The organism is Streptomyces scopuliridis (assembly GCF_042790125.1).
GTDB classification, from domain to species: Bacteria; Actinomycetota; Actinomycetes; order Streptomycetales; family Streptomycetaceae; genus Streptomyces; species Streptomyces scopuliridis_A.
The window spans coordinates 113,735-139,281 of the sequence record NZ_JBHTZS010000019.1 but is presented as its reverse complement, the minus strand read 5'-3'; the positions used below and the strand labels follow the sequence as shown (position 1 = coordinate 139,281).

The 25,547-nt window shown below is 72.6% G+C and carries 7 protein-coding genes and 1 pseudogene; 4 read left to right on the top strand and 4 right to left on the bottom strand.

The window, feature by feature from the left end:
- Nucleotides 1–36: 36 nt before the first annotated feature.
- Nucleotides 37–9,630 carry a type I polyketide synthase gene (locus ACFRKB_RS26145; RefSeq protein ID WP_463291756.1) on the bottom strand — a complete coding sequence of 3,198 codons (9,594 nt, stop codon included), beginning with the start codon at nt 9,628–9,630 and terminating at the stop codon, nt 37–39.
- Between the two features lie 44 nt (nt 9,631–9,674).
- Nucleotides 9,675–13,790 (bottom strand): annotated as a pseudogene (locus tag ACFRKB_RS26140) (type I polyketide synthase); the annotation flags it as partial.
- Nucleotides 13,791–14,050: 260 nt separating this feature from the next.
- Between ACFRKB_RS26140 and ACFRKB_RS26135 the strand changes: the two are divergent.
- The 4 genes from ACFRKB_RS26135 to ACFRKB_RS26120 are packed head-to-tail and all read left to right on the top strand — an operon-like array spanning nt 14,051 to nt 18,000.
- Nucleotides 14,051–15,454 carry a glycosyltransferase gene (locus ACFRKB_RS26135; protein WP_383108867.1) on the top strand — a complete coding sequence of 468 codons (1,404 nt, stop codon included), beginning with the start codon at nt 14,051–14,053 and terminating at the stop codon, nt 15,452–15,454.
- A gap of 12 nt (nt 15,455–15,466) precedes the next feature.
- A complete protein-coding gene (locus tag ACFRKB_RS26130; RefSeq protein WP_383108866.1) occupies nt 15,467–16,522 on the top strand; it encodes a DegT/DnrJ/EryC1/StrS family aminotransferase in 1,056 nt (351 codons plus the stop codon).
- Nucleotides 16,523–16,570: 48 nt separating this feature from the next.
- Nucleotides 16,571–17,746 carry a cytochrome P450 gene (locus tag ACFRKB_RS26125; protein WP_383108864.1) on the top strand — a complete coding sequence of 392 codons (1,176 nt, stop codon included), beginning with the start codon at nt 16,571–16,573 and terminating at the stop codon, nt 17,744–17,746.
- 56 nt (nt 17,747–17,802) lie between these two features.
- On the top strand, nt 17,803–18,000 hold the full coding sequence (locus tag ACFRKB_RS26120) for a ferredoxin (protein ID WP_383108863.1): 198 nt from the start codon (nt 17,803–17,805) through the stop codon (nt 17,998–18,000).
- 100 nt (nt 18,001–18,100) lie between these two features.
- Here the strand turns inward: ACFRKB_RS26120 and ACFRKB_RS26115 are convergent, their stop codons facing one another.
- The gene (locus ACFRKB_RS26115; protein WP_383108862.1) at nt 18,101–19,285 is read right to left on the bottom strand and encodes a cytochrome P450; all 1,185 of its coding nucleotides are present in this window, start codon (nt 19,283–19,285) and stop codon (nt 18,101–18,103) included.
- Nucleotides 19,286–19,366: 81 nt separating this feature from the next.
- Nucleotides 19,367–25,531: a type I polyketide synthase gene (locus tag ACFRKB_RS26110; protein WP_383108861.1), complete on the bottom strand. Its 6,165-nt coding sequence runs from the start codon at nt 25,529–25,531 to the stop codon at nt 19,367–19,369.
- Nucleotides 25,532–25,547: the final 16 nt, after the last annotated feature.

Sequence of the window (25,547 nt, the reverse complement as noted above, 5' to 3'; positions counted from 1 at the left end):
GCCCGGCGCGACGGGGGCGGACGTCGCCGGGGGGAGCTACATCTCGGTGGCGAGCCGCAAGAGGCTTTCGGCGTCCATGTCGTCGAGTGAGTCCTCGCCTTCGGCGGCCGGGGCGATCGCCTCGGCGGCGTCGGCGGTGGCGAGTTTGAGCACCATGTCGAGAAGTCCCGCTTTACGGAGTCGGCTGATGGGAACGGAGGCGAGGGCGTCGCGGATCTCCGCGTCGGGGTCGTCGGCGCGGTGCTCGTCGGGCCGTCCGGGGGCGGTGCCGAAGAGCAGCGAGCCGATGTGCTGGGCGAGGGCGGCCGGGGTCGGGTGGTCGAAGACCAGGGCCGCCGGCAGCGGCAGGCCCAGGGCCGTCCGCAGCCGGTTGCGCAGTTCGACCGCGGTGACGGAGTCGAAGCCGACGTCGCGGAAGGCGCGGGTGGCGGGGATGGCGTCGGCCGCGTCGTGGCCGAGCGTCGCGGACGCCTCCGCGCGTACCGCTTCGAGCAGCGCGCGGTCGCGTTCGGCCGTGGGCAGGGTGTCGAGCCGCTGCCTGAGCGGCGGGACGGCCGGTCCGCCGTCGCCGGTGGGCACTTCGTCGGAGGCCAGCGCCCTGCCCGCCTCCGGGATCCCGGAGAGCAGCGGGCTGGGCCGGGTCGCGGTGAAGCTGGGCGTGAACCGCTCCCAGTCCATCAGCGTCACGGTGAGCGCCGTGTCGTCGTCCTCCAGCATCCGCTGGAGCGCGGCGAGCGCGAGCGGCGGGTCCATGGGCATGACGCCCTGGCGGCGCAGCCGTTCGTGGACCTCGTCGACCGTGGCCATGCCGACCTCGGCCCAGGTGCCCCAGGCGACGGACGCAGCGGTCAGGCCCTCGGCCCTGCGGTGCTCGGCGAGGGCGTCGAGGAACGCGTTGGCCGCCGCGTAGCCGGGCTGGCCGCCGCTGCCCCAGGTCGCCGCGCCCGAGGAGAACAGGACGAAGGCGTCCAGGTCGAGGCCGCGGGTCAGTTCGTGCAGATGCAGGGCGGCGGTCAGCTTGGACCGCATCAGCGCGTCGAGCTGGTCCAGCGTCAGCGACTCCACGGTGGCGTCGCCGTCCGCCACGCCCGCCGCGTGGAACACGGAGGCGAGCGGGAGATCGTCGGGGATCGCGGCCAGTACGCCGGCCAGCGCGTCGCGGTCGGCGGCGTCGCAGGCGGCGATGGTGACGCGGGCGCCCAGCTCCTCCAGTTCGGCGCGGAGCGCTGCCGCGCCGGGCGCGTCCTCGCCGCGCCGGCTGGTCAGCACCACGTGCCCGGCGCCGCGTTCGATCATCCAGCGGGCGACCCGGCCGCCGATACCGCCGGTGCCGCCGGTGATCAGTGCCGTACCCCGGCCGCGCCAGCGGCGCTCGGGGTGGTCGGCGGTGGGCGCGGCGTGTGTCATGCGGCGGCCGTAGACCCCGGACGGGCGGATCGCGAGCTGGTCCTCCCCGTCCAGGCCGGCCAGGACGGCGGTCAGCCGGGCTGTGGCGCGCGCGTCCGGCGTCCCGGGAAGGTCGACGAGCCCTCCCCAGCGGTCGGGGTGCTCCAGCGCGACCACCCGGCCGAGGCCCCACAGGGCGCCCTGCACGGGCCGGGTGAGCCGGTCGTCCCGGCCGACCGACACGGCGCCCCGGGTGGCGCACCACAGCGGGGCGCGGAGCCCGGCGTCGCCCAGTGCCTGGACGAGGGTGAGCGTCAGGGCGAGCCCCGCGGGTACGGAGCCGTGGTCCGGGTGGCGCTCCTCGACGGGCGCCAGCAGGGACAGTACGCCGGTGAACTCCGGTCCTTCGGCGGTCAGTTCGGCGAGCCGCTTGGCCCAGGCCGCACGGTCGGTGCCGTTCCCGGCCCCGTCCTCCGCCTCGAACCGGACCGTGTCCGGGCCGAGCGCGGCCAGTACGGCGGAGATCCAGGCGTCGTCGTGGCCTGCCGGGACCACCGCGAGCCAGCGGCCCGCGGGGGCGGTGGCGCCGGGCTCCGTCAGCCGGGTCCAGTCGACGCGGTAGCGCCAGGCGTTGACGGCGGAGCGCTCCCGTGACTTGGCCCGCCACGCCGACAGCGTGGGCAGTACGTCGCCGAGCGAGGAGCGCGCGCCGTTGGCGCCGACGCCGAGTTCGTCGGCCAGGGACTCCAGGTCCTCGCTCTCGACGAGATCCCAGAACGCCGCGTCCGCGTCCGTGCCACCGCCGCCGGTTCCGGTCCCGACGACGGGCCGGGGCTCCGGCCAGAACCGGCGGCGCTGGAAGGCGTAGGTGGGCAGCTCGACCGGGACGGCTCCTCCGGCGGGGAACACCACGCGCCAGTCGACCGCCGTGCCGTGCGTGTACGCCTCGGCGAGGGAGGCCAGGAAGCGGCCGGGGCCGCCCTCGTCCCGGCGCAGCGTGCCGAGCACCACCGCGGAGTCGGCGACGGCCTCCGCCACGGTCTCCTGGGTCTCCTGGATGGGAGCGGCCAGCACCGGGTGCGGGCTCATCTCGATGAAGACGCGGTGCCCGTCGGCCAGCAGCGCCCGGGTCGCCTCCTCCATCCGTACGGTCCTGCGCAGATTCGTGTACCAGTAGTCGCCGTCGAACGCGGCTTCCGCCAGCCGGGCGCCCGTCACGGTCGAGTAGAACGGCACGCGCGGGGCCTCGGAGCGTACGGGTGCGAGCACCCGCGACAGTTCGTCGCGGACGGCCTCGACGTGCGCGCCGTGCGAGGCGTAGTCCACCGACACCTTGCGGGCGCGCACGCCCTGCTCTTCGCAGGCGGCGAGCAGTTCGTCCAGCGCCCCGGCGTCGCCGGAGACGATGACCGAGGAGGGGCCGTTGACGGCCGCGACGGAGAGCTGTTCGCCCCACGGTTCCAGCAGCGCGGTCACCCGCTCGACGGGCGCGGCCACCGACATCATGCCGCCGAGGCCGGAGAGCCGGGGCAGCGCCTGGCTGCGCAGGGCCACGACGGCGGCGGCGTCCTCCAGGGTCAGCGCGCCCGCCACATGGGCGGCGGCGATCTCGCCCTGCGAGTGGCCGACGACCGCCGAGGGCTCCACTCCGTACGAGCGCCAGAGCGCGGTGAGGGCGACCATCATCGAGAACAGCGCGGGCTGGACGACATCCACGCGTTCGAGCAGCGCGGGGTCCCCCTCACCGGCCAGGACGTCGTGCAGCGACCAGTCGATGTACGGGGCGAGCGCGCCGGCGCAGGCGTCGACGCTCTCCCGGAACACCTCGGAGCGCGCGAGCAGTTCGCGGCCCATGCCCCACCACTGGGAGCCCTGGCCGGGGAAGACGAAGACGGGCCCTGTGGAGCCCTCGCCGACGGTGCCGTGGACGACGCCCGCCGCGCTCCGGGCGGTGGCCAGCGCTTCGAGGGAGCGCAGGAAGTCGCTCCGGGTACGGCCCAGGAGCACGGCGCGGTGGGTGAAGGCGGAGCGGGTGGTCGCCAGGGACCAGCCCACCCGGGTGGGCGAGAGGCCGGGGTCGGCGTCGGCGAGGGCGAGCAGCCGGGCGGCCTGGTCGCGCAGCGCCTCCTCGGACTTGGCCGAGACCAGCCAGGGCACGACGCGCTCGTCGTCGGGCTCGGCCTCGGCTCCGGCCGCGTCCCCGGGCGCCGACGTCTCGTCGGCCGCCGGTGCCTCCGCCGGGGGCGCCTGTTCCAGGATCAGATGCGCGTTGGTGCCGCTGATCCCGAAGGACGAGACGCCTGCCCGCCGCGGCCGGCCGGCGTCCGGCCACGCCGTCTGTCCGGTCAGCAGTTCCACGGCGCCGGAGGACCAGTCGACGTGCGACGACGGGACGTCGGCGTGCAGCGTCCCGGGGAGGACGCCCTCGCGCATGGCCATCACCATCTTGATGACGCCCGCGACTCCGGCGGCGGCCTGCGTGTGACCGATGTTCGACTTGAGCGAACCGAGCCACAGCGGACGCTCCGGGTCCCGGTCCTGACCGTACGTGGCCAGCAGCGCCTGCGCCTCGATCGGGTCACCGAGCTTCGTCCCCGTACCGTGCGCCTCCACCGCGTCGACCTCGGCGCCGGTCACTCCGGCGTTGGCGAGTGCCTGGCGGATGACGCGCTGCTGGGAGGGGCCGTTGGGGGCGGTGAGTCCGTTGGACGCGCCGTCCTGGTTGATCGCCGAGCCGCGTACGACCGCGAGGACGCGGTGGCCGTTGCGCCGGGCGTCCGACAGCCGTTCCATCAGGACGACACCGACGCCCTCCGCCAGGGTCATGCCGTCGGCGGCCTCGGAGAACGGCTTGCAGCGTCCGTCGAGGGCCAGCGCCCGCTGCCTGCTGAAGCCCACGAAGGCGTGCGGGGTGGCCATCACGGCCGTGCCGCCGGCCAGCGCGAGCGAGCTCTCGCCGCTGCGCAGCGACTGGCAGGCCAGATGGATCGCGACCAGCGAGGACGAGCAGGCGGTGTCGACGGTGACGGCCGGGCCCTCGAATCCGTACAGATAGGACACCCGGCCGGACAGCACACTGGCCGCCGTACCGGTGACCATGTGTACCTCGGAGCCTTCGGTGCCGTTCTGCACGCTGGTCGAGTAGTCCTGGTAGCTGGCGCCGATGAAGGTGCCGGCGGCGCTGCCGCGCAGGGACTCCAGATCGATCCCGGCGCGTTCGAAGGCCTCCCAGGAGGTCTCCAGCAGCAGGCGCTGCTGGGGGTCCATCGACACGGCCTCGCGCGGGGAGATACCGAAGAAACCGGGGTCGAACTCCGCGGCCTCGTGCAGGAATCCGCCCTGGGTGGAGTAGGTCCTGCCCTGCCGGTCGGGGTCGGGGTCATAGAGCCCCTGGGCGTCCCAGCCGCGGTCGGCGGGGAACGCGGAGATCACGTCCGCGCCGTCCAGCGCGAGCCGGATCAGTTCCTCCGGCGAGCCCGCGCCGCCGGGGTAGCGGCAGCTCATGCCGATGATGGCGATGGGGTCGTCGTCCGTGCCGGCTCCCCCGGCTCCGGCGGACGCGGTGCGCGCCGCCACGGCCGTTTCCTGGCCGCCGCCCAGGGCTGAGGACTTCAGGAAGCCCGCGAGCGCGACCGCGTTCGGGTAGTCGAAGACCATGGTCGACGGCAGGGTGAGCCCGGTGGCCGCGACGATGCGGTTGCGCAGGTCCACGGCGGTGACCGAGTCGAAGCCGATGTCGCGGAAGGCGCGCCGCTCGGGGAAGGACTCGGCGGAGGCGTGGCCGAGCACGGCGGCGGCCTCCGTACGGACCAGGGTGAGCAGCAGCCGTTCCTGCTCGGGGCCCGGCAGATCGTGCAGCCGCGCCGCGAGGTCGCTCATCTCCGGGCGCCCGCCGGTCTGTTCGGCATCGCGGGTGAGCTGACGGGCGACCTCGGGCACCTCGTCGAAGAGACGGGTGGGACGGCCGGCGGTGAACACCGGGTAGTACGTGTCCCAGTCGATGTCCGTGAGCCCGATGACGGTCTCGTCGTCGTCCAGGACCGTGCCCAGCCCGCTCAGCGCCAGCTGCGGGTCCAGGTATTCGAGGCCACTGCGGCGGATGTGGTGCGGGTCGGCCAGCTCGCGCTCAATATCGTCGGGCCACTTGCCCCAGTGCACCGAGGTGGTACGCAGACCACGGGCCCGGCGGCTGACGGCGAGCGCGGAGAGATAGGCGTTGCCCGCGACATAGGCCGCGTGGTGGCCGCTGCCCCACATGCCGGCGGTGGACGAGTAGAGGACGAAGTCGTCGAGTTCGTCGTCGTCGAGCAGTTCGTCGAGGTGCTGGGCGCCGGTGACCTTGGCGTGCACGACATCGGAGAAGGATTCCATCGTCGTCTCGGCCAGGGTGTACAGCTCGATGACGGCGGCGGTGTGAATGACCGTGCGTACGGTTCGGCCCTCGGCCCTGAGGTCCGCGAGGAGCGCGGCGACGGCGTCGCGGTCGGTCACGTCGCAGGCGACGGCGGTGGCTTCGGTGCCCGACGCGGCCAGTTCCGCGACCAGTTCGGCCGCGCCGGGGGCCTCGATGCCCCGGCGGCTGGCGAGCACCACATGCTCCGCGCCCCGGTCCGCGAGCCAGCGGGCGAGATCGGGGGCGAGGGTGCCCGAGCCGCCGGTGACCAGGGTCGTACCGCGTGGTGTCCAGGTACGGGACGGGCCCTGTCCGCCGGCTCCGGCGCGGACGATACGGCGGGTGAAGACACCGGAGGAGCGGACGGCGAGCTGGTCCTCGTCGCCCAGCGCGCCCGCGAGGGCGGAAACCACACGCCCGGCCGCGCGCTGGTCCAGCGTCGGCGGCAGATCGATGACGCCGCCCCACCGCCGGGGGTGTTCCAGCGCGGCGGTCCAGCCGACACCGGCGACCTGGGCCTGCACCGGGTGGGTGAGCGCGTCGGAGCGGCCGGTGGAGACCGCGCCCCGGGTGAGGAACCAGAGGGGGGCGTTCACCCCGGCGTCGCCGAGCGCCTGGACGAGGGAGACGGTCAGCGCGAGCCCGACGGTGAGGCCCGGGTAGCGCTCGCCACGCTCCTCGGCGGCGGCGAGCGTCGAGACGATCCCGGTGAACTCACCGATTCCGGCGAGCCGTTCGGTGAGGACCGCGCGGTCCGCGTACGACTCGTCCAGCACCAGCCGGGTCACATCGGCGCCCGCGCTCTCCAGCAGGCCGACGGTCTCGCCGTCGTCGGTGCCGGCGGCGGAGACGACGAGCCAGCCGCCCGTCAGCGATCGCTGCGGAACGGTGCTCACCGGCGACCAGGTGACCCGGTAGCGCCAGGAGTCGACGGTGGAGCGGTCGTTGCGGGACCTGCGCCAGGAGGAGAGCGCCGGCAGTACGGCGGCCACGGAGTTCTCGTCAGTACGCAGCGCCGAGGTCAGCGCGGCGAGGTCCTCCCGTTCCACGGCCGCCCAGAACTCCGCGTCCAGCGGGTCGATGGCGTCGACGCGGTCGAGTACGGCGGGGATGTTCCAGAAGCGCTCGTGCTGGAAGGCGTACGTGGGCAGATCGACCCGGCGGACGTCCGTGCCGGTGAGGAGTCCGGCCCAGTCGGCCTCGACGCCGCGGACGAAGACCTCGGCGGCGGAGAGCAGGAAGCGCGAGAGTCCGCCACGGTCACGTCGCAACGTGCCGGTGGCGACGGCCGGTTCGCCGTACGCCTCGGTCATGTCCTGTACGGACATGGTCAGTACGGGGTGTGAGCTGACCTCGATGAAGACGCGGTGTTCGTCGGCCAGCAGATCGCCGACCGCTTCGGCGAACCGCACTCTCTGCCGCAGATTGCGGAACCAGTAGCCCGCGTCCATCTGCGCGGTGTCCAGCCAGTCACCGGTCACCGTGGAGAAGAAGGGGACGTCGGAGACGCGCGGGGTGACGGGGGCCAGGACGTCGAGGAGTTCGTCACGCAGGTCCTCGACCTGCGCCGAGTGCGAGGCGTAGTCCACGGCGACCCGGCGGACCCGTACGTCCTCGGCCGTCAGCTCGGCCGACAGCTCGTCCAGCGCGCCGGGCTCACCCGAGACGACCACCGAGCGCGGCCCGTTGACGGCGGCCACCGACACCCGGCCCGACCAGGCCGCCAGCCGGCTCTCCAGCTCGTCGGCCGGCAGCGGGACGGACATCATCCCGCCATGACCGGCCAGGGTGCGGCCGATGGCCTGGCTGCGCAGCGCGACCACCCGGGCGCCGTCCTCCAGCGAGAGCGCTCCGGCGACCACGGCGGCCGCGATCTCGCCCTGCGAGTGACCCACCACGGCCGCGGGCTCCACACCGTGGGAGCGCCAGAGGGCGGCGAGGGAGACCATCACGGCGAAGGACGCGGGCTGCACCACATCGACCCGCTCCAGCGACGGGGCGTCCGGCTCCCCGCGCAGCACATCCTCCAGCGACCAGTCCACGAACTCGCCCAGAGCGGCGGCGCATTCGGCGATCCGCGCGGCGAAGACCGGCGACTCCGCCAGCAGTTGGGCGCCCATCCCGGCCCATTGCGAACCCTGTCCCGGGAAGACGAACACCGTCCTGCCCTCGACGTCGGCCGTGCCCGTGACGAGATCCGTCCAGGACTGGCCGGTGCCCAGCGCCCGTGCTCCGGCGAGGAGTTCGTCGCGGTCCGCGCCGATGACGACCGCGCGGTTCTCGAAGACCGAGCGCGAGGAGAGGAGGGAGTGGGCGACGTCGGCGGGCCGCACCGAGGGGTCGGACTCCAGCCGGGCCACGAGCGCGCTCGCCTGGTCGCGTACCGCCGCCTCACCGCGGCCGGACACGACCCAGGGCACGGCGGGTCCCGCGAAGGGCGCCGGGGCGTCCGCGTCGTCCTCGGCCGCGGCCGGGAGGGGGGCCTGCTCCAGCAGGGCGTGCGCGTTGGTGCCGCTGATACCGAACGACGAGACCGCGCACCGGCGCGGCCGTCCCGTCTCCGGCCACTCCACGGCCTCCGTCAGCAGCCGCACCGCGCCGGAGGACCAGTCGACATGCGAGGAGGGGTTCTCGGCGTGGAGTGTTCTGGGCAGCACGCCGTTGCGCAGCGCCATCACCATCTTGATGACGCCCGCGACTCCGGCGGCGGCCTGCGTATGACCGATGTTCGACTTGAGCGAACCGAGCCACAGCGGACGCTCCGGGTCCCGGTCCTGACCGTAGGTGGCCAGCAGCGCCTGCGCCTCGATCGGGTCACCGAGCCTGGTGCCCGTACCGTGCGCCTCCACCGCGTCCACGTCGGACGGGGACAGTCCGGCCGTCGCGAGGACCTGCCGGACCACCCGTTCCTGGGAGGGGCCGTTGGGGGCGGTGAGCCCGTTGGACGCGCCGTCCTGGTTGACCGCGGAACCGCGCAGAACGGCGAGGACCTGGTGTCCGTTGCGCAGGGCGTCCGAGAGACGTTCCGCGACGAGTACGCCGACGCCCTCGCCCCAGCCCGTGCCGTCCGCGTCGTCGGAGAATGCCTTGCACCGGCCGTCGGGGGCCAGTCCGCCCTGCTTGCTGAACTCCACGAAGACGGAGGGCTCGGTGAGGACGGTGACGCCGCCGATGACGGCGAGCGAGGACTCGCCGTTGCGCAGCGACTGCGCCGCCACGTGCAGGGCGACCAGCGAGGACGAGCAGGCGGTGTCGACGGTGATGGCGGGGCCTTCGAGCCCCAGGGTGTAGGCGAGCCGTCCCGACAGGACGCTGGCCGCGGTGCCGGTCAGCGCGTGGCCCTGGAGTTCACCGGCCGCGGCGGCCGAGGGCGCGCCCCAGTGGTAGGCGCCCACGAACACGCCTGCCCGGCTGCCGCGCAGGGCGGTCGGGGCGATCCCGGCCCGCTCCAGGGCCTCCCAGGTCACCTCCAGCAGCAGCCGCTGCTGGGGGTCCATGGCGATGGCCTCGCGCGGCGAGATACCGAAGAAGCCCGCGTCGAATTCGGCCGCCTCGTAGAGAAAGCCGCCTTCGTGCGTGGCGCTGTTTCCTTCGCCGGTCCCGGTGAGCTGGTCGATATTCCAGCCGCGGTCGGCGGGAAATCCTGATATGGCGTCGCCACCGGATTCGACGAGTTCCCACAGGGCTTCGGGGGAACGTACGCCTCCGGGCAGCCGGCAGCTCATTCCGACAAGCGCGATGGGCTCGTTGTTCTTGAGCTCCAGTTCGCCGATGCGCTGTCGCGCGCGGCGGAGATCGGAAGTGACCCGCCTCAAGTAGTCGACGACTTTGTCCTGCTGGTCTTCTGGCACCGGTCCGTCCTCATCATCGGGTCGCGAACGAAAGCAACAATTCTTTATGTGGTTTCGAACTCTTCATCGATGATGTCGAGCAGTCTGTCGACCGACACCGTCTCGATGTCCTCGCCGGGGGTGCGCAGTGCGGACGGCGTGGATTGTCGAAGGGTGGAGATGATTTTCTCCAGGCGGTCGGCGATCACCTGGCGTTCAAAACCGTCCGACGACACCGACTGGATGACGGCCTCGAACCTGGTGAGTTCGTCGTCCGCCGATCCCGTCGCCGGGGCGGCGGGTGCGGTGAGCACCGCCGCGAGATGGCCGGCGATCCGTACGGGCGTCGGGAAGTTGTAGACGAGCGTGCTGGGCAGCGTCCGGCCGGTGAGTACGCCGAGCCGGTCGCGGAGTTCGACGCCCGCGAGCGAATCGAAGCCCATTTCCTTGAAGGCGTGCTGGGCGCCGATGGCGTCCGCGCTGCCGTGGCCGAGCACCGCGGCGGCCTCGGTCCGTACGAGATCGAGGAGATACCGGTCCCGCTTGGCCTCGGGCATCTCTTCCAGCTGCTTGACCAGCGTGGGAACGTCTCCGTTCCGTGCGCCCGGCCCGGCGGCCCGCGGCCGGGCGGTGCGGGCACCGGCGGACTCCGTACGGGCCCCGTTCCGGGGCGCCGCCGGGGCGGGCAGCAACTCCTGTGCGGTCAGCGGGCGTACGCGCAGCGCCTCGACGGTGAGCACCGGAGTCCCGGAGAAGTCCGCGGCCGTCAGCTCCCTCGTACGGCCGTCGCTGTCACCACCGCCGTCACCGGCGTCGCCGCACGGGGCGAGCCGTACGCGCAGCGCGGAGGCCCCGAAGGCGTGCAGGGACACTCCTCGCCAGCGGTCGGGCAGGCTGCCGTCGTCCGTCATGACGGCGTGCCGCGCCGCGTCCAGCAGGGCGGGGTGGAGTCCGTACGCCTCCGCGTCGGCCACCTCGGCGGGCAGGGCGATCTCGGCGAAGGTCTCGGCGCCGCGCCGCCACAGCGCCCGCAGGCCCCGGAAGACCGGGCCGTAGTCGAAACCGTGGTCGGCGAGGCGTTCGTAGTGGTCCTCCAGGTCCACGGGTTCGGCGCCCTCCGGCGGCCAGACGCCGGTGCCGAAGCCGAGGTCCGCGGCGGTGCGCGGCTCGCCGGGGACCGGCGTCAGGACGCCGGTCGCGTGCTGGGTCCAGGGCTCGTGGACGGCGCCCTCCGGCCGGGAGTGGACGGTGACGGTGCGCCAGCCGATGCCGTCCGCCGTGCTGAGGCGCACTTGCAGCCGTACGGAGCCGTGCTCGGGCAGGACCAGCGGTTCGGTGAGGGTCAGTTCCTCTATCCGGTCGCAGCCCGCCTCGTCACCGGCCCGGATCGCCAGCTCCAGCAGGGCCGTTCCCGGCAGGGTGATCCGTCCGGCGATCGCGTGCTGGGCCAGCCAGGGGTGGGTGCGGGTGGAGAGCCGTCCGGTGAACACCAGGCCCTCGCCGCCCGCGAGTTCCAGGGTGACGCCGAGCAGGGGGTGTCCGGTGGCGCCCGCGCCCTGGCCGCCCGCGCCGCCCGAGGGCGGGGCCGGCCAGAAACGCTCGTGCTGGAAGGCGTAGGTCGGCAGATCGACGCGCCGTACGGCCGTGTCCGCGAAGAAGGCCCGCCAGTCGACCGGAACCCCGGCGGTGTGCAGCCGGCCCAGCGTGGCGACGAGTGCGGCTTCCTCCGTACGGTCCTTGCGCAGCGCGGGTACGACGGTCATGCGCCGGGCGGCCTCGCCGAGGCTGTCCTTGGCCATCGCGGAGAGCACGCTTCCGGGGCCCAGTTCGAGCAGGACGTCCACGTTCTCGTCGCGCAGCGCCGTGACGCCGTCGGCGAAGCGCACGGCCTGGCGTACATGCCGCACCCAGTAGTCGGGGGTGGCCGGCCGCGCGCCGGCCAGGTCGCCGGTGAGGTTCGAGACGACCGGTACGGACGGCTCGTGGAAGGTGAGCGACTCCACCACGCGCCGGAAGTCCGCGAGCATCGGGTCCATCAGCGGGGAGTGGAAGGCGTGCGACACCGACAGGCGGTTCGTCTTGCGGCCCTGGCCGGTGAAGTGCGCGGCGATCTCCAGGACCGCGCTCTCCTCGCCCGCGACGACCACGGACGCGGGCCCGTTGACGGCGGCGATGGAGACCTGGTCGGCGCGGCCGGCGAGCAGCGGAAGGATCTCGTCCTCGGCGGCCTGTACGGCGACCATCGCGCCGCCGGTGGGCAGCGCCTGCATCAGGGCGGCGCGCGCGGCGACCAGCCGGCAGGCGTCGGCCAGCGAGAACACGCCCGCCACATGCGCCGCCACGATCTCGCCGATCGAGTGGCCGCCGACCACGGCGGGGCGTACCCCCAGGGACTCCACCAGCCGGAACAGCGCCGTTTCGATGGCGAACAGCGCGGGCTGGGTCCAGCCGGTGAGGTTCAGCGTCTCCGGGTCGTCGCCCCACATCACCTCGCGCAGCGGCCGGCCGAGGTGCCCGTCCAGCTCGGTCAGCACCTCGTCGAGGGCGCGGGCGAAGACCGGGAAGCGCGCGTACAGTTCGCGCCCCATGCCCAGGCGCTGGCTGCCCTGGCCGGGGAAGAGGATCGCGGTGGTGCCGTCACCCGCCTCGCCGCGGGCGGCTTCGGTGACGTCCTGGCCGTCCGCGAGCAGTACGGCGCGGTGCCGCAGCGCGGCCCGGCCGGTCGCCAGGGAGTATCCGATGTCGGCGGGCGCGAGGCCGGGGGCGCCGGCCACGAAGTCCGTGAGCCGGGCCAGCTGGTCCTTCAGCGCGGCTTCGGTCCTGGCCGAGACGGGCCAGGGCACCACGGCGGGTTCCATGGCGGGGACGGGAGCGGACGGGGCGGGTTCGCCGGCATCGGGGGCCTGTTCGACGATCAGATGCGCGTTGGTGCCGCTGATACCGAACGACGAGACGCCCGCGCGGCGGGGCCGGCCGTCCGCGTGCCACGGGACCGGCTCGGTCAGCAGCTCGACGGCGCCGCCCGACCAGTCCACCTGGGAGGTCCGCTCGGTGACATGCAGGGTGCGCGGCATCAGTCCGTGCCGCATGGCCATCACCGTCTTGATGAAGCCCGCGACCCCGGCCGCCGCCTGGGCGTGCCGGATGTTCGACTTGAGGGAGCCGAGCCGCAGCGGGTGCCCGGGGCTGCGGTCGCGGCCGTACGTGGCCAGCAGCGCCTGCGCCTCGATCGGGTCGCCCAGCTTCGTACCGGTGCCGTGTGCCTCGACCAGGTCGATGTCGGCTCCGGTCAGGCCCGCGTCGGCCAGCGCCCGGCGGATGACGTCCTCCTGCGCCCGGCCGCTCGGGGAGGTCAGACCGTTGGACGCGCCGTCCTGGTTGGTGGCGCTGCCGCGGATGACGGCGAGCACGCGGTGTCCGCGGGCGCGGGCGTCGGAGAGGCGTTCCAGGACGACGATGCCGACGCCCTCGGCCCAGGCGGTGCCGTCGGCGTCGTCGGAGAACACCTTGCAGCGTCCGTCGGGGGCGAGTCCGCCCTGCCGGGAGTAGCCGACGAACCCCACCGGGGTGGACATCACGGTGACGCCGCCGGCCAGCGCCATGGAGCACTCCCCCGCGCGCAGGGAGCGCGCCGCCCAGTGCAGGGCGACCAGCGAGGAGGAGGACGCGGTGTCGACGGTGACCGCCGGTCCTTCGAGACCGAGGGTGTAGGCGAGCCGGCCGGAGGCGACGCTGGGCGAGAGTCCGGTCATGGCGTGGCCCGCCAGGTCCTCCCCTGACTGCTGGGTGACGGTGGCGTAGTCCTGGCCGTTGGTGCCGACGAACACGCCGGTGCGGCTGCCGTTCAGCGCGTACGGGTCGATCCCGGCCCGTTCGACGGCCTCCCAGGAGGTTTCGAGCACCAGCCGCTGCTGCGGGTCCGTGGACACCGCCTCGCGGGGTGACATACCGAAGAACCCGGCGTCGAAGTCGGCCGCGTCGTGCAGGAATCCGCCGTGGCGGGTCACACTGCGGCCCGGTCCCTCGCCGGCCAGCGCGTCCAGGTCCCAGCCGCGGTCCGCCGGGAAGCCGGAGATCGCGTCACGGCCCGTCAGGACCAGGTCCCACAGCTCCTCGGGGGAGCGCACTCCTCCCGGATAGCGGCATGCCATCCCGACGACCACTACCGGGTCTTCGTCGGCTCCGATCGTCATGACGTTGCACACCCCTAGGGAAAGTCGGGCCTCGGACACCTCTCCGTGCCGGATCGTATGGGCGTCAAGGCTGTACTTTTCCCTAATGAATTCGGCGGCCCGCGGCGGAAGACTAGGGATTCTCCGGAGCGTGGTGTGAGACCAAGTAACTGTTCCGCTTCATCGCGCGGCGCGGCCACCCGGCGACCGGCCGTGTGGGTACCTGTGGCACCGATCGCTCCGGCTGCCACTTCCGAAGGGTGTTGTCCATGGGCTCGATTCGGCGGCCGATCCTGTTCGTCAGTTATGCCGAAAGCGGTCTGCTCAACCCGCTGCTCGTCCTGGCGGAGGAATTGTCCCGTCGCGGGGTGGAGGATCTGTGGTTCGCGACCGACGAAAAGGGGCGCTCCGATATCGAGGCGGCCAAAGTGGGAACGCCCGTGGAGTTCGCCTCACTGGGTGATGTGGTGTCGCAGATGTCGGCCGTCACCTGGGACGACGAGACCTATCGGGAGGTGACCCAGCGGTCGCGCTTCAAGGCGCATCGCGCGGTCATCAAGCACTCCTTCGCGCCGGAGTCGCGGGTGGAGAAATACAAGCGCCTCGAAGCCATTGTCGACGAGGTGAAGCCGGCGCTGATGGTGATCGAGTCGATGTGCCAGCACGGGTACGAGGTGGCCATCACGAAGAAGATTCCCTTCGTGCTGGGCGTGCCGTTCGTGCCGAGCAATGTGCTCACCTCACATGTGCCGTTCGCGAAGTCGTACACGCCGGGCGGCTTCCCGGTGCCGCACTCCGGGCTGCCGCTGGACATGACGTTCGCGCAGCGGGTGGAGAACCAGCTGTTCCGGCTGCGGACGCTGGGGATGTTCATGACGTCCTCGATGCGCAAGGTGGTCGAGGAGGACAACCGGATCCGCGCGGAGCTGGGGATCGCGCCCGAGGCGCGCCAGATGATGGCCAGGATCGACCACGCCGAGATGGTGCTCTGCTACTCGGTGCCCGAGCTGGACTATCCGTTCCCGATGCCGGAGAAGATGCGGCTGGTCGGCGCGATGGTGCCGCCGCTGCCGCAGGCCCCGGACGACGGCGGGCTCTCCGCGTGGCTCGACGCCCAGGAGTCCGTGGTCTACATGGGGTTCGGCACGATCACCCGGCTGACCCGGGAACAGGTCGGCGCGCTGGTGGAGGTGACCCGGCGGCTGGCGGGCAAGCACGCGGTGCTGTGGAAACTCCCCAAGGAGCAGCAGGTGTTGCTCCCGTCCGAGGACGAACTGCCGGACAATCTGCGGATCGAGAACTGGGTCCCGTCCCAGCTGGATGTGCTGGCCCATCCGCACGTCAAGGTCTTCTTCACCCACGCCGGCGGCAACGGCTACCACGAGGGGCTGTACTTCGGTAAGCCGCTGGTGGTGCGTCCGCTCTGGGTCGACTGCGACGACCAGGCCATCCGCGGCCAGGACTTCCGGGTCAGCCTGACGCTGGACCGTCCGGAGACCGTCGATCCGGACGACGTGTTCGACAAGCTCACCAGGGTGCTCGAAGACAGCGCGTTCCGTGAGCGCGCCGAGCACTTCGCGGAGCTGCTGCGCGCCGCGGGCGGGCGCGAGGCCGCCGCGGATCTGCTTCTGGGCCTTCCGGCCCTCACCGACCCGGCTTCCGCCACCGACTGATCGAGGACTTCCATGTCATACACCCATCCTGTGTCCAAGCCCTGGCTCGGCGGGCGTGAGCTCGAATATGTGACGGACGCCGTCAGCGACGGCTGGATCTCCTCGCAGGGGCCGTATGTCCGCAAGTTCGAGAGCGAGTTCGCCGCGTACAACGGGATCGCGCACGGCGTCGCCTGCTCGTCCGGTACGACGGCGCTCACGCTGGCCCTGCGCGCCCTCGGTGTCGGCCCCGGCGACGAGGTGATCGTCCCCGAGTTCACGATGATCGCGACGGCGTGGGCGGTGACGTACACCGGCGCCACGCCCGTCTTCGTGGACTGCGGGGACGACCTCAATATCGATGTCTCGCTCATCGAGGAGAAGATCACCCCCCGCACCAAGGTGATCATGCCGGTGCATATCTACGGCCGCCGCTGCGACATGACCGCGATCATGGATCTGGCCCATGAGTACAACCTGCGGGTCGTGGAGGACTCCGCCGAGGCGCACGGCGTACGGCCGGTCGCCGACATCGCCTGTTTCTCGCTCTTCGCCAACAAGATCATCACCGCCGGTGAGGGTGGTATCTGTCTCACCGACGACCCGCACCTCGCCGATCAGATGGCGCATCTGCGGGCGATGGCCTTCACCAAGGACCACAGCTTCCTGCACAAGAAGCTGGCCTACAACTTCCGTATGACGAGCATGCAGGCGGCCGTCGCGCTGGCGCAGACCGAGCAGCTCGACACGATCCTGGAGACCCGCCGGGAGATCGAGCGACGGTACGACGAGGGCCTGAGCGGGATCGCCGGGATCACGCTGATGCCGCCGCGCGATGTGCTGTGGATGTACGACCTGCGTGCCGAACGCCGGGAGGAGCTGCGGGACTTCCTCGCCGACGAGGGCATCGAGACGCGGCTCTTCTTCAAGCCGATGAGCCGGCAGCCCGGATACCTGCACCCCGACTGGCCCTCGCTGAAGGCCAGCCGCTTCAGCGAGGACGGCTTCTACCTCCCGACCCACACCGGGCTGACCGCGGAGGACCAGGAGTTCATCACGGACAAGGTCCGCAAGTTCTACGGCGCCTAGGTCCTGTCCGAGACCTGTGACGTTCCGATCCCCAGGGGAATTGAGTAGATGACAACTACCGACAGGTGCCCGGTCGCCTTCCCGCTGCGGCGGCCCGGCCAGTCCTTTCCGCCGCCGGAGTACCAGGACTTCCGCAAGCAGGACGGGCTGGTGCGCACGACGCTGCCGTCCGGGGTCCATGTGTGGCTGGTGACCCGGCACGAAGACGTACGTACGGTCCTCACCGATCCGCGGATCAGCTCCAACCCCTCGCACCCGGGCTTCCCCCGGGCGGCCAAGACCGGCGGTGTCCCGTCCCAGGACGAGGTGCCCGGCTGGTTCGTGGCGCTGGACCCGCCGGAGCACGGGCGGTTCCGCAAGACGCTGATTCCCGAGTTCACCGTCCGCAAGGTCAGGGAGATGCGGCCGGCCATCCAGCAGATCGTCGACGAGCGGATCGACGCGATGCTCGCGGCGGGGAACACCGCCGATCTGATCGCGGACTTCGCGCTGTCCGTGCCGTCCCTGGTGATCTCCAGTCTGCTCGGCGTGCCCAACGCCGACCGGGACTTCTTCGAGACCAAGACCCGGGTGCTGGTGACGCTCACCTCCACGGACGAGCAGCGGCAGGCGGCGTCCATGGCGCTGCTGCGCTATCTCAACCGGCTGATCACCATCAAGCAGAAGCGGCCGGGCGACGATCTGATCAGTCAGCTGCTGGCCGAGGGGACGCTGAGCAAGCAGGAACTGTCCGGTGTCTCGATGCTGCTGCTGATCGCGGGGCACGAGACGACGGCGAACAACATCGGGCTCGGTGTGGTCACGCTGCTGTCCAACCCGCAGTGGATCGGCGACGAGCGGGCGGTGGAGGAGCTGCTGCGCTACTACTCGGTCGCCGACCTGGTCGCCTTCCGGGTGGCCGTCGAGGACGTGGAGATCGGCGGACAGCTCATCAGGGCGGGCGAGGGCATCATCCCGCTGGTCGCCGCGGCCAACCACGACGGGACCGTCTTCGACCGCCCCGACGAGTTCGACCCGAGCAGGTCCGCCCGCTCGCATGTGGCGTTCGGGTACGGAGTGCACCAGTGCCTCGGCCAGAACCTGGTCCGGGTCGAGATGGACATCGCCTACCGGACGCTGTTCGAGCGGATCCCGACGCTTGAACTGGCCGTACCGGTCGAGGAGCTGCCGCTCAAGTACGACGGAGTGCTGTACGGGCTGCACGCCCTGCCCGTCCGTTGGTAGACCGGGCACCGCAGACCCAGGAAGACGCACGACCGCAGGTAACCGACGGAGGAATGATGGTTCGGATCAGCGTGGACACCGAGCGCTGTGTGGGAGCGGGGCAGTGCGTGCTGTCGGCTCCCGAGGTCTTCGACCAGGACGATTCCGGGATCGTTCTGGTCCTGGCGGAGCCGGTGGACGAGCCGGGGCGGGACGCCGCGCGGCAGGCGGGGCTGATCTGCCCGTCCCAGGCGATCACCGTGAAGGAGAGCTGAGCGGCAGCGCGCTCACGGCGTCGCTCTCACAACGGGCTCTGCCCCCACCCGGTGGTGGGGGCAGAGCCCGTCGCGCCGGCCCGCCGGGACCGGGGCCGTGCTACCAGGTGACCGGCAGCTCGGTGAGGCCGGCCGAGAGCTGGCCGCCCAGCACCTGAAGCTCCTCGGCCGGGAGGCCGAGGCGCAGTCCGGGCAGGCGCGTGAACAGCAGGGTGTACGCCGTCTTCAGCTGCATCCGGGCCAGCGGAGCCCCGATGCAGTGCCACATCCCGTGACCGAACGTCAGATGCGGGTTGGGCGAGCGGGTGATGTCGAACAGCTCGGGCTCGTCGAAGACCTGGGTGTCGAAGTTGGAGAGGGTGAAGTCGAGCAGGACCAGATCACCGAACCGGATGGTGACCCCGCCGATCTCGACATCCTCGGTGGCGTACCGCGGCAGCACCGAACCGCCCGCTTTCGCCGCGCGCAGGATCTCCTCCACGGCGCCCGACATCAGCTTCGGGTCCCCGAGCGCCGCGTCGCGCTGCTCCGGGTAGAGGGTGAACAGCACGACGCCGAGGTCGATATGGCTGGCGACGGCCTCCAGGCCGGCGAAGAGCACGCCCGCGGCGATCGGCCCGATGCGCTCGTCCGAGGGCTCGTTCGCGCACAGCCGGGAGATCACGTCGTCGCCGGGCTCGGCCCGCTTGCGGCCGGCCAGCTCCACCAGATAGCCGAAGAGGTCCTGCTGTCCGCCCTGGACGGTGTTCGGGTCGTCCAGGCCGCCCATCCGGGACAGCAGGGTGACGAGCAGACCCCGGTCCTCGGCGGGCACCCCGATGAGTTCACCGAGCACGGACAGCGAGAACGGCAGGGAGAAGCCGCCGTGCAGATCGGCCGGCGGCCCCTGGGCGATGAAGCTCTCCAGCAGCCCCTCCGCGATCGCCTCGACCTTCGGCATCAGATTGAGCACGCGCCGGGCCGAGAAGTTCGGGGTGAGCATCGCGCGGGTCTCGGTGTGCAGCTTCCGCGCCAGCTCGGCGTCGTCGGTGACGAGCATGTCCAGGAACGGGTTCTGGACATAGCGCGGGGCGTTCGCCGGGTCGGGGTGCGCGCGTGCCAGCCGCTCGTCACGGAGCAGTTCCTTGAGTTCGGCGTGGCGGGTCACCAGCCACCCCTCGTCACCGGCGGGGGTGCGCACCTTGCAGATGGGGCTGCGGGTCTGGAGATCGCGCAGCAGCGGGCTCAGCCGCAGCACGGTGGGCGGCACGCCCCTGAGCGACGGCAGCTCGTGGGAGGTGGTCATGGGGGGTCTCTCCTCTGAACGGTCGGACGGTGGTGGGGCCGGGCAGGGCGGCGTCGTACAACCGCCCCGCCCGGCCCGGTGTTACGCCTCGCCTGCGGGCAGGCCGCCGAGCCACTCCTCGATCGTCCGCGCCGTCAGCGCGGAGTGCTCCTTGGCGAGGGACAGATGGTTGGCCCGGATCTCCCGGATGTCGTCCGCGGGGACGCCCGCGGTGTCGAACAGGAAGCCGTCCAGCGACTCCACACACCGGACGAGCATCGTCGGCGCGGTGGTGGGCACCGTCTCGATGTCGGTCATCGCCATGAACCAGTGCGCCATCGCGGAGAGCCTGGCGCTGTTCAGCGTCACCGACGGCGAGTCGATGTCCGCCAGGTAGTACCGGGTGGTCCTGTCGAGGTCCTTGCCCTCGCCCGGCTGGTACCGGATGCTCGCGGTGTCCAGCAGGATCACCGCTTCGGGGCGGATGCCCCAGGTCTCCTCCAGCACGCCGGCGGCCAGATACGCGAGCGAGCCGCCGGTGGAGTGGCCGACCAGCACGAAGGGTTCGCCGTCGCTGGCGTGCAGGGCGCTCTCCGCGACGATACGGGCCGCGGCCTCGCTCGTGGCCGGCAGCAGCTCACCGGGGGCGAACCCCATGAGCGGCAGCGCGGAGACATGCCGCTTGCCGCGGAAGTGCGCCGCGATACGCGCGTACTGATGCACACCGCCGGTGGCGCCCGGGGCGCTGACGAAGACCAGCCGGGGGCTGCTCGGACCGTCCGCCAGGACGACGGGCGCCGACAGCTCCTCCAGGTCGGCGGGGGTCTCGAAGGTCGGCCGGGTGTTGGCGACGGCCTTGAGCATGCGCATGCCCTCGACCATCTTTCCGGCCTGCACCGCCGCGTAGAACAGACCCTCCAGCGTCTCGTCCGGGTTCTGGGTGCCGCGCGCGACGGCGGGGGCTCCGGCGGTGGTGCCCGGCGTGCCGGGGGCGAGCTGCCCGGCCAGCTCCCCGTGGAGCCGGCGGGCGAGCTTGACGGGGGTCGCGTTGTCGAAGACCACCGAGCTGGGCAGCCGCAGCCCGAGCGCCTCGGCGAGCTGGTTGCGCAGCCCGACGGAGACCAGCGAGTCGAACCCCAGCTCCAGGAAGCCGCGTTCGGGGTCGACACCGCTCGGATCGGGGTGGCCGAGGAGCGCGGCGGAGTAGCCCACCACCAGCTCGATGAGCAGGTCCTCCTGCTCGGCCGGCGCCAGCTGCCGCAGCCGCTCGTGCAGGGTGACCGGCGAGCGCTCGGCCGCGGCGGCGGAGCGGCGGGTACGGGGTACCAGCTCGCGCCACAGCGCCGGGAGGGCCTGCTGCTCCTGGAGTCCGGCGACATTGATCCGGGTCGGCACCACCGTGGACCGGTCCAGGACGAGCGCGGCGTCGAAGAGCGCGAGACCCTGGTCGATGGCGAGCGGCGGCATGCCGCCCCGGGCCATCCGCTCCAGATCGGCGGCGCTGACATGGCTGGTCATGCCGCTGCCCCGGCCCCAGGGGCCCCAGGCGAGGGAGACCGCGGGCAGATCCTGGCTCCTGCGGTGCTGGGCGAGGGCGTCCAGGTAGGCGTTGGCGGCGGCGTAGTTGCCCTGGCCGGGGCCGCCCAGTACACCGGAGACGGAGGAGTACAGCACGAAGGCGGCCAGACCGAGATCGCGGGTCGCCTCGTGCAGATACCAGGCGGCGTCCGCCTTCGGCCGCAGTACGCGCTCCAGCAGCTCCGGTGTCAGCGAGCCGGTGAGCGCGTCGCCCAGCACACCGGCGGTGTGGACGACGGCGGTCAGCGGGTGCTCCGCCGGCACACCGGCGATCAGCGCGGACACCGACTCCCGGTCGCCCAGGTCGCAGGAGACCACGGAGGCTTCGGCGCCCCGCTCGGCCAGGGCGGCGAGCAGTTCCGGCACGCCCGGGGCGTCCTGGCCGCTCCTGCTGGCCAGCAGCAGATGCCGTACGCCGTGCTCGGCGACCAGATGCCGCGCCAGTTCCCTGCCGAGGCCACCGGTGCCGCCGGTGATCAGTACGGTGCCCTCGGGGTCCCAGGGGCGCGCGGCGCCGCCGGCCGAGGGGGTCTCGTCGTTCTCGGGCAGCCGGGTGAGGCGGCCGGCCCTGACCGTGTGGGAGCGCACGACCAACTGCTGTTCGTCGAGGCCGAGCAGACCGGGCAGGACCCCCGCCGACAGGAACGTGTCGTCCATGTCGACCAGCAGGAAGCTGCCGGGGTTCTCGGTCTGCGCGGACCGTACGAGACCCCAGACCGCGGCGGCGGCCACGTCCTTGACCTCCTCGCCGTCGACGGCGATGGCGCCCCGGGTGACGAACACCAGCCGTGAGCGGGCCAGAACGGGTTCGTTCAGCCACTCCTGGAGGAGGCCGAGCGCGAAGGCGGTGAGGGCGCGCACCGACTCGGGCCCGGACGCCGCCGGGTCGCCGACCACGGGCACCAGGAAGACATCGGGGGCGACACCGCTGTCGCCGACCGCGCCGGTCAGGGACTCCGCGTACGCGCTGACGGTCTCGTCGGCGCGGTGCATCGCGTAGCCCAGGTCGAGTTCGTCGACACCGATGACCGCCCAGCGGGTGCCGGTGGCGGGCACCTGCTCGGGGACGGGCACCCAGTCGAGCGTCAGGAACGCGCCCCGCTCGGTGCCGCCGGCCGTGGGCATGGCCTGCCCGGGTTCGCCGGAGGGCGGACCCAGGACCAGCGAATCGACGGAGAGCACCGCGGCGCCCGTCGCGTCGACCGCGCTCAGCGCCACCTCGTCCGGGCCGGTCGCGGTGATCCGTACGCGCAGGGCGGAGGCCGCCGTGGCGTGCAGGGTGAGTCCGCTCCAGGACACCGGGACGGCGGCGGGCGCGCCGTCGGGGCCGAGGCAGCCGGCCGCGCGGACGGCGGCGTCCAGCAGCGCCGGGTGGATGCCGAACGCGGCGTCCACGGCCCCCGGGGGCAGCACCACCTCGGCATAGACCTCGCCCTCGTGCCGCCAGACGCCCGACAGGCCCTGGAACACGGGCCCGTGGGCCAGGCCGGCGCCGGTGAGCCGTTCGTACAGACCGTCCAGGGCGACCGGCGTGGCCTCGCGCGGCGGCCATACGGTGGTGTCGAACCCGCCGGTCTCCCCCGCCTGTCCGGCCGCCGCCAGCACACCCCGGGCGTGCGGCGTCCAGCCGTCCGTGTCGCGGTCGGTGGGGCGGGAGTACACCGTCACGGCCCGGTTGCCCGACTCGTCCGGCGCGCCCACCCGTACCTGCACGGTGACCGCGTCACGGCCGTCCAGGACGAGAGGGGCGTCCAGGGTCAGCTCCGCGACGCGGTCGTGGCCCGTCTGGTCACCGGCCCGGATCGCCAGCTCCGCGAAGGCCGCGCCGGGCAGCACGATCCGGCCGGAGATCCGGTGGTCGGCGAGCCAGGGATGCGACTGCGCCGACAACCGGCCGGTCAGTACGGTCTCGCCCGACCCGGCGATCGTGACCGCGGCGCCGAGCAGCGGATGCCCGGCGGCCTCCAGTCCGAGACCCGAGGCGTCGCCCCCGGCCGCGCGGACCGTGGGCCAGTACCGCTCGTTCTGGAACGCGTACGTCGGCAGCTCCACCCGGCGCGCGCCCGTGCCGGCGAACAGCCCGGTCCAGTCGATCGCGACGCCGCGCGCGTACAGCCCGGCGAACGCGGTCACCGCCGTCGTCTCCTCGGGCCGGTCCCCGCGCAGGACGGGCAGCGCCGTCACGGCCGGATCCTGGACGGATTCCGGTACGAGGGCGGAGAGCACCGCGTCCGGGCCCAGCTCCAGGAAGGTCCGTACGCCGCGCCCGGCGAGCGCCCGGACACCGTCGCCGAACCGTACGGCCTCGCGGACATGGCGCACCCAGTAGCCGGGGTCGGTGAGTTCGCCGGCGGCGGCCACCTCGCCGGTCAGGTTCGACACGACCGGTACGGCCGGCTCCTGCGGGGCCAGGCCCGCCACCACCGCGCGGAACGCGTCGAGCATGGGTTCCATGAGCGGCGAGTGGAACGCGTGACTCACCTGGAGCCGGCTGGTCTTGCGGCCCTCGGCCGCCAGCCGGGCCGCGAGGGCGAGCACGGCGGTCTCGTCGCCGGAGACGACCACCGCGTCGGGGCCGTTGACCGCGGCGACCGACACCCGGTCGGTCAGCAGCGGCGTGATCTCCTCCTCGGTGGCCCGGACGGCGACCATCGCGCCCCCGGCGGGCAGTTCCCGCATCAGCCGGGCGCGCGCGGCGACCAGCCGGCAGGCGTCCGCCAGCGAGAACACCCCGGCCACATGCGCGGCCGTGATCTCACCGACGGAGTGCCCGGCCAGGAAGTCCGGCCTGACGCCCCAGGAGCGGACCAGCCGGTACAGCGCCACCTCGACGGCGAACAGCGCGGGCTGCGTGTAGCCCGTGTCGTTCAGCGCGTCCGCGTCGTCGCCCCAGATGACCTCGCGCAGCGGCCGGTCCAACTCCCCGTCCAGCTGGGCCAGTACGGCGTCGAGCGCCTCGGCGAAGACGGGGAACCGCGCGTACAGCTCCCGGCCCATCCCGATGCGCTGCGAGCCCTGGCCGGAGAAGAGCACGGCCAGCGCGCCCTTGCCGGACATCCCGCGCGCCACCTCGACGTGCGCGCCGTCCTCGGAGTCCGCCGTGGCCAGCAGCACCGCGCGGTGCTCGAACGCGGTGCGGGTCGTGGCGAGCGAGAAGCCGAGGTCGAGCGGGTCGCCGCCGCGCGCGTCCGCGAAGGCGCGGATCCGGTCCAGCTGCGCGTCGAGCGCGGCCCCGCTGCGGCCCGACACCGGCCACGGCACGGCCTTCGGCACGACGGCCGGCGCCGGACCGGGCTCCTGCGCCGTTTCGGCGGGCGGCGCCTGCTCGATGAGCACATGCGCGTTGGTGCCGCTGATACCGAACGACGACACACCGGCGCGGCGCACCCGGTCGCCCTCCGGCCACTCCACCGGCTCGGTGAGCAGCCGTACGTCACCGGCCGTCCAGTCCACGTGCGAGGAGGGCGTGTCCACATGCAGCGTGCGGGGCAGCAGGCCGTTGCGGAGCGCGAGCACCATCTTCATGACACCGGCGACACCGGCCGCCGCCTGTGTGTGTCCGATGTTCGACTTGACCGTACCGAGCCACAGCGGGTGTTCCGGCTCGCGGTCCTGGCCGTACGTGGCGAGCAGGGCGCCCGCCTCGATCGGATCGCCCAGGGTCGTGCCCGTACCGTGCGCCTCGACCGCGTCCACCTCGGACGGGGAGAGTCCGGCGCCGGCCAGTGCCTGGCGGATCACCCGTTGCTGGGAGGGGCCGTTGGGCGCGCTCAGGCCGTTGGACGCGCCGTCCTGGTTGACCGCGCTGCCGCGCAGGACCGCGAGCACGGGGTGTCCGTTGCGCTGGGCGTCGGACAGCCGCTCGACGACCAGCAGACCCGCGCCCTCGGACCAGGCGGTGCCGTCCGCCGCGTCGGAGAACGCCTTGCAGCGCCCGTCGGCGGCCAGTCCGCCCTGGACGCTGAACCCGGCGAAGCTGGCGGAGGTGGCCATCACGGTCACGCCGCCGGCCAGCGCCAGCGAGCATTCGCCGTTGCGTACGGCCTGCGCGGCGAGATGCAGGGTCACCAGCGAGGACGAGCACGCGGTGTCGAGTGTGACGGCGGGGCCTTCGAGCCCGAGGACGAAGGAGAGCCGGCCCGACATGACGCTCGCCGCGAGGCCGTTGCCCGCGTAGCCGCCCATGTCGTCGCGCGAGGCGAGCACCAGGTGCGCGTAGTCCTGGGAGTTGGTGCCGACGAACACACCGGTCCTGCTGCCGCGCAGAGTGGCCGGGTCGATGCCGGAGCGCTCGATGGCCTCCCAGGCCACCTCCAGGAGCAGTCGCTGCTGCGGGTCCATCGCGAGCGCCTCGCGCGGCGAGATGTCGAAGAACCCCGGGTCGAACCGCGACGCGTCGTGGACGAAGCCGCCCTCCTGGGTGGCGCTGCGGCCCTCGCCGTCACCGGCGAGCACGTCCAGGTCCCAGCCGCGGTCGTCGGGGAATCCGGAGATGGCGCCGCGGCCGTCGGCGAGCAGGTCCCACAGGTCCTCGGGGGACCGGACCCCGCCGGGGAACCTGCATCCCATCCCGACGATCGCCACCGGTTCGTGACGGCCGGATTCGGCCTCTTCGAGTCGTTGGCGGGTCTGGTGCAGATCCGTCGTGACCCACTTCAGGTAGTCGACGAGTTTCTTTTCGTCCGGCATCGTCCGTGAACCTTCC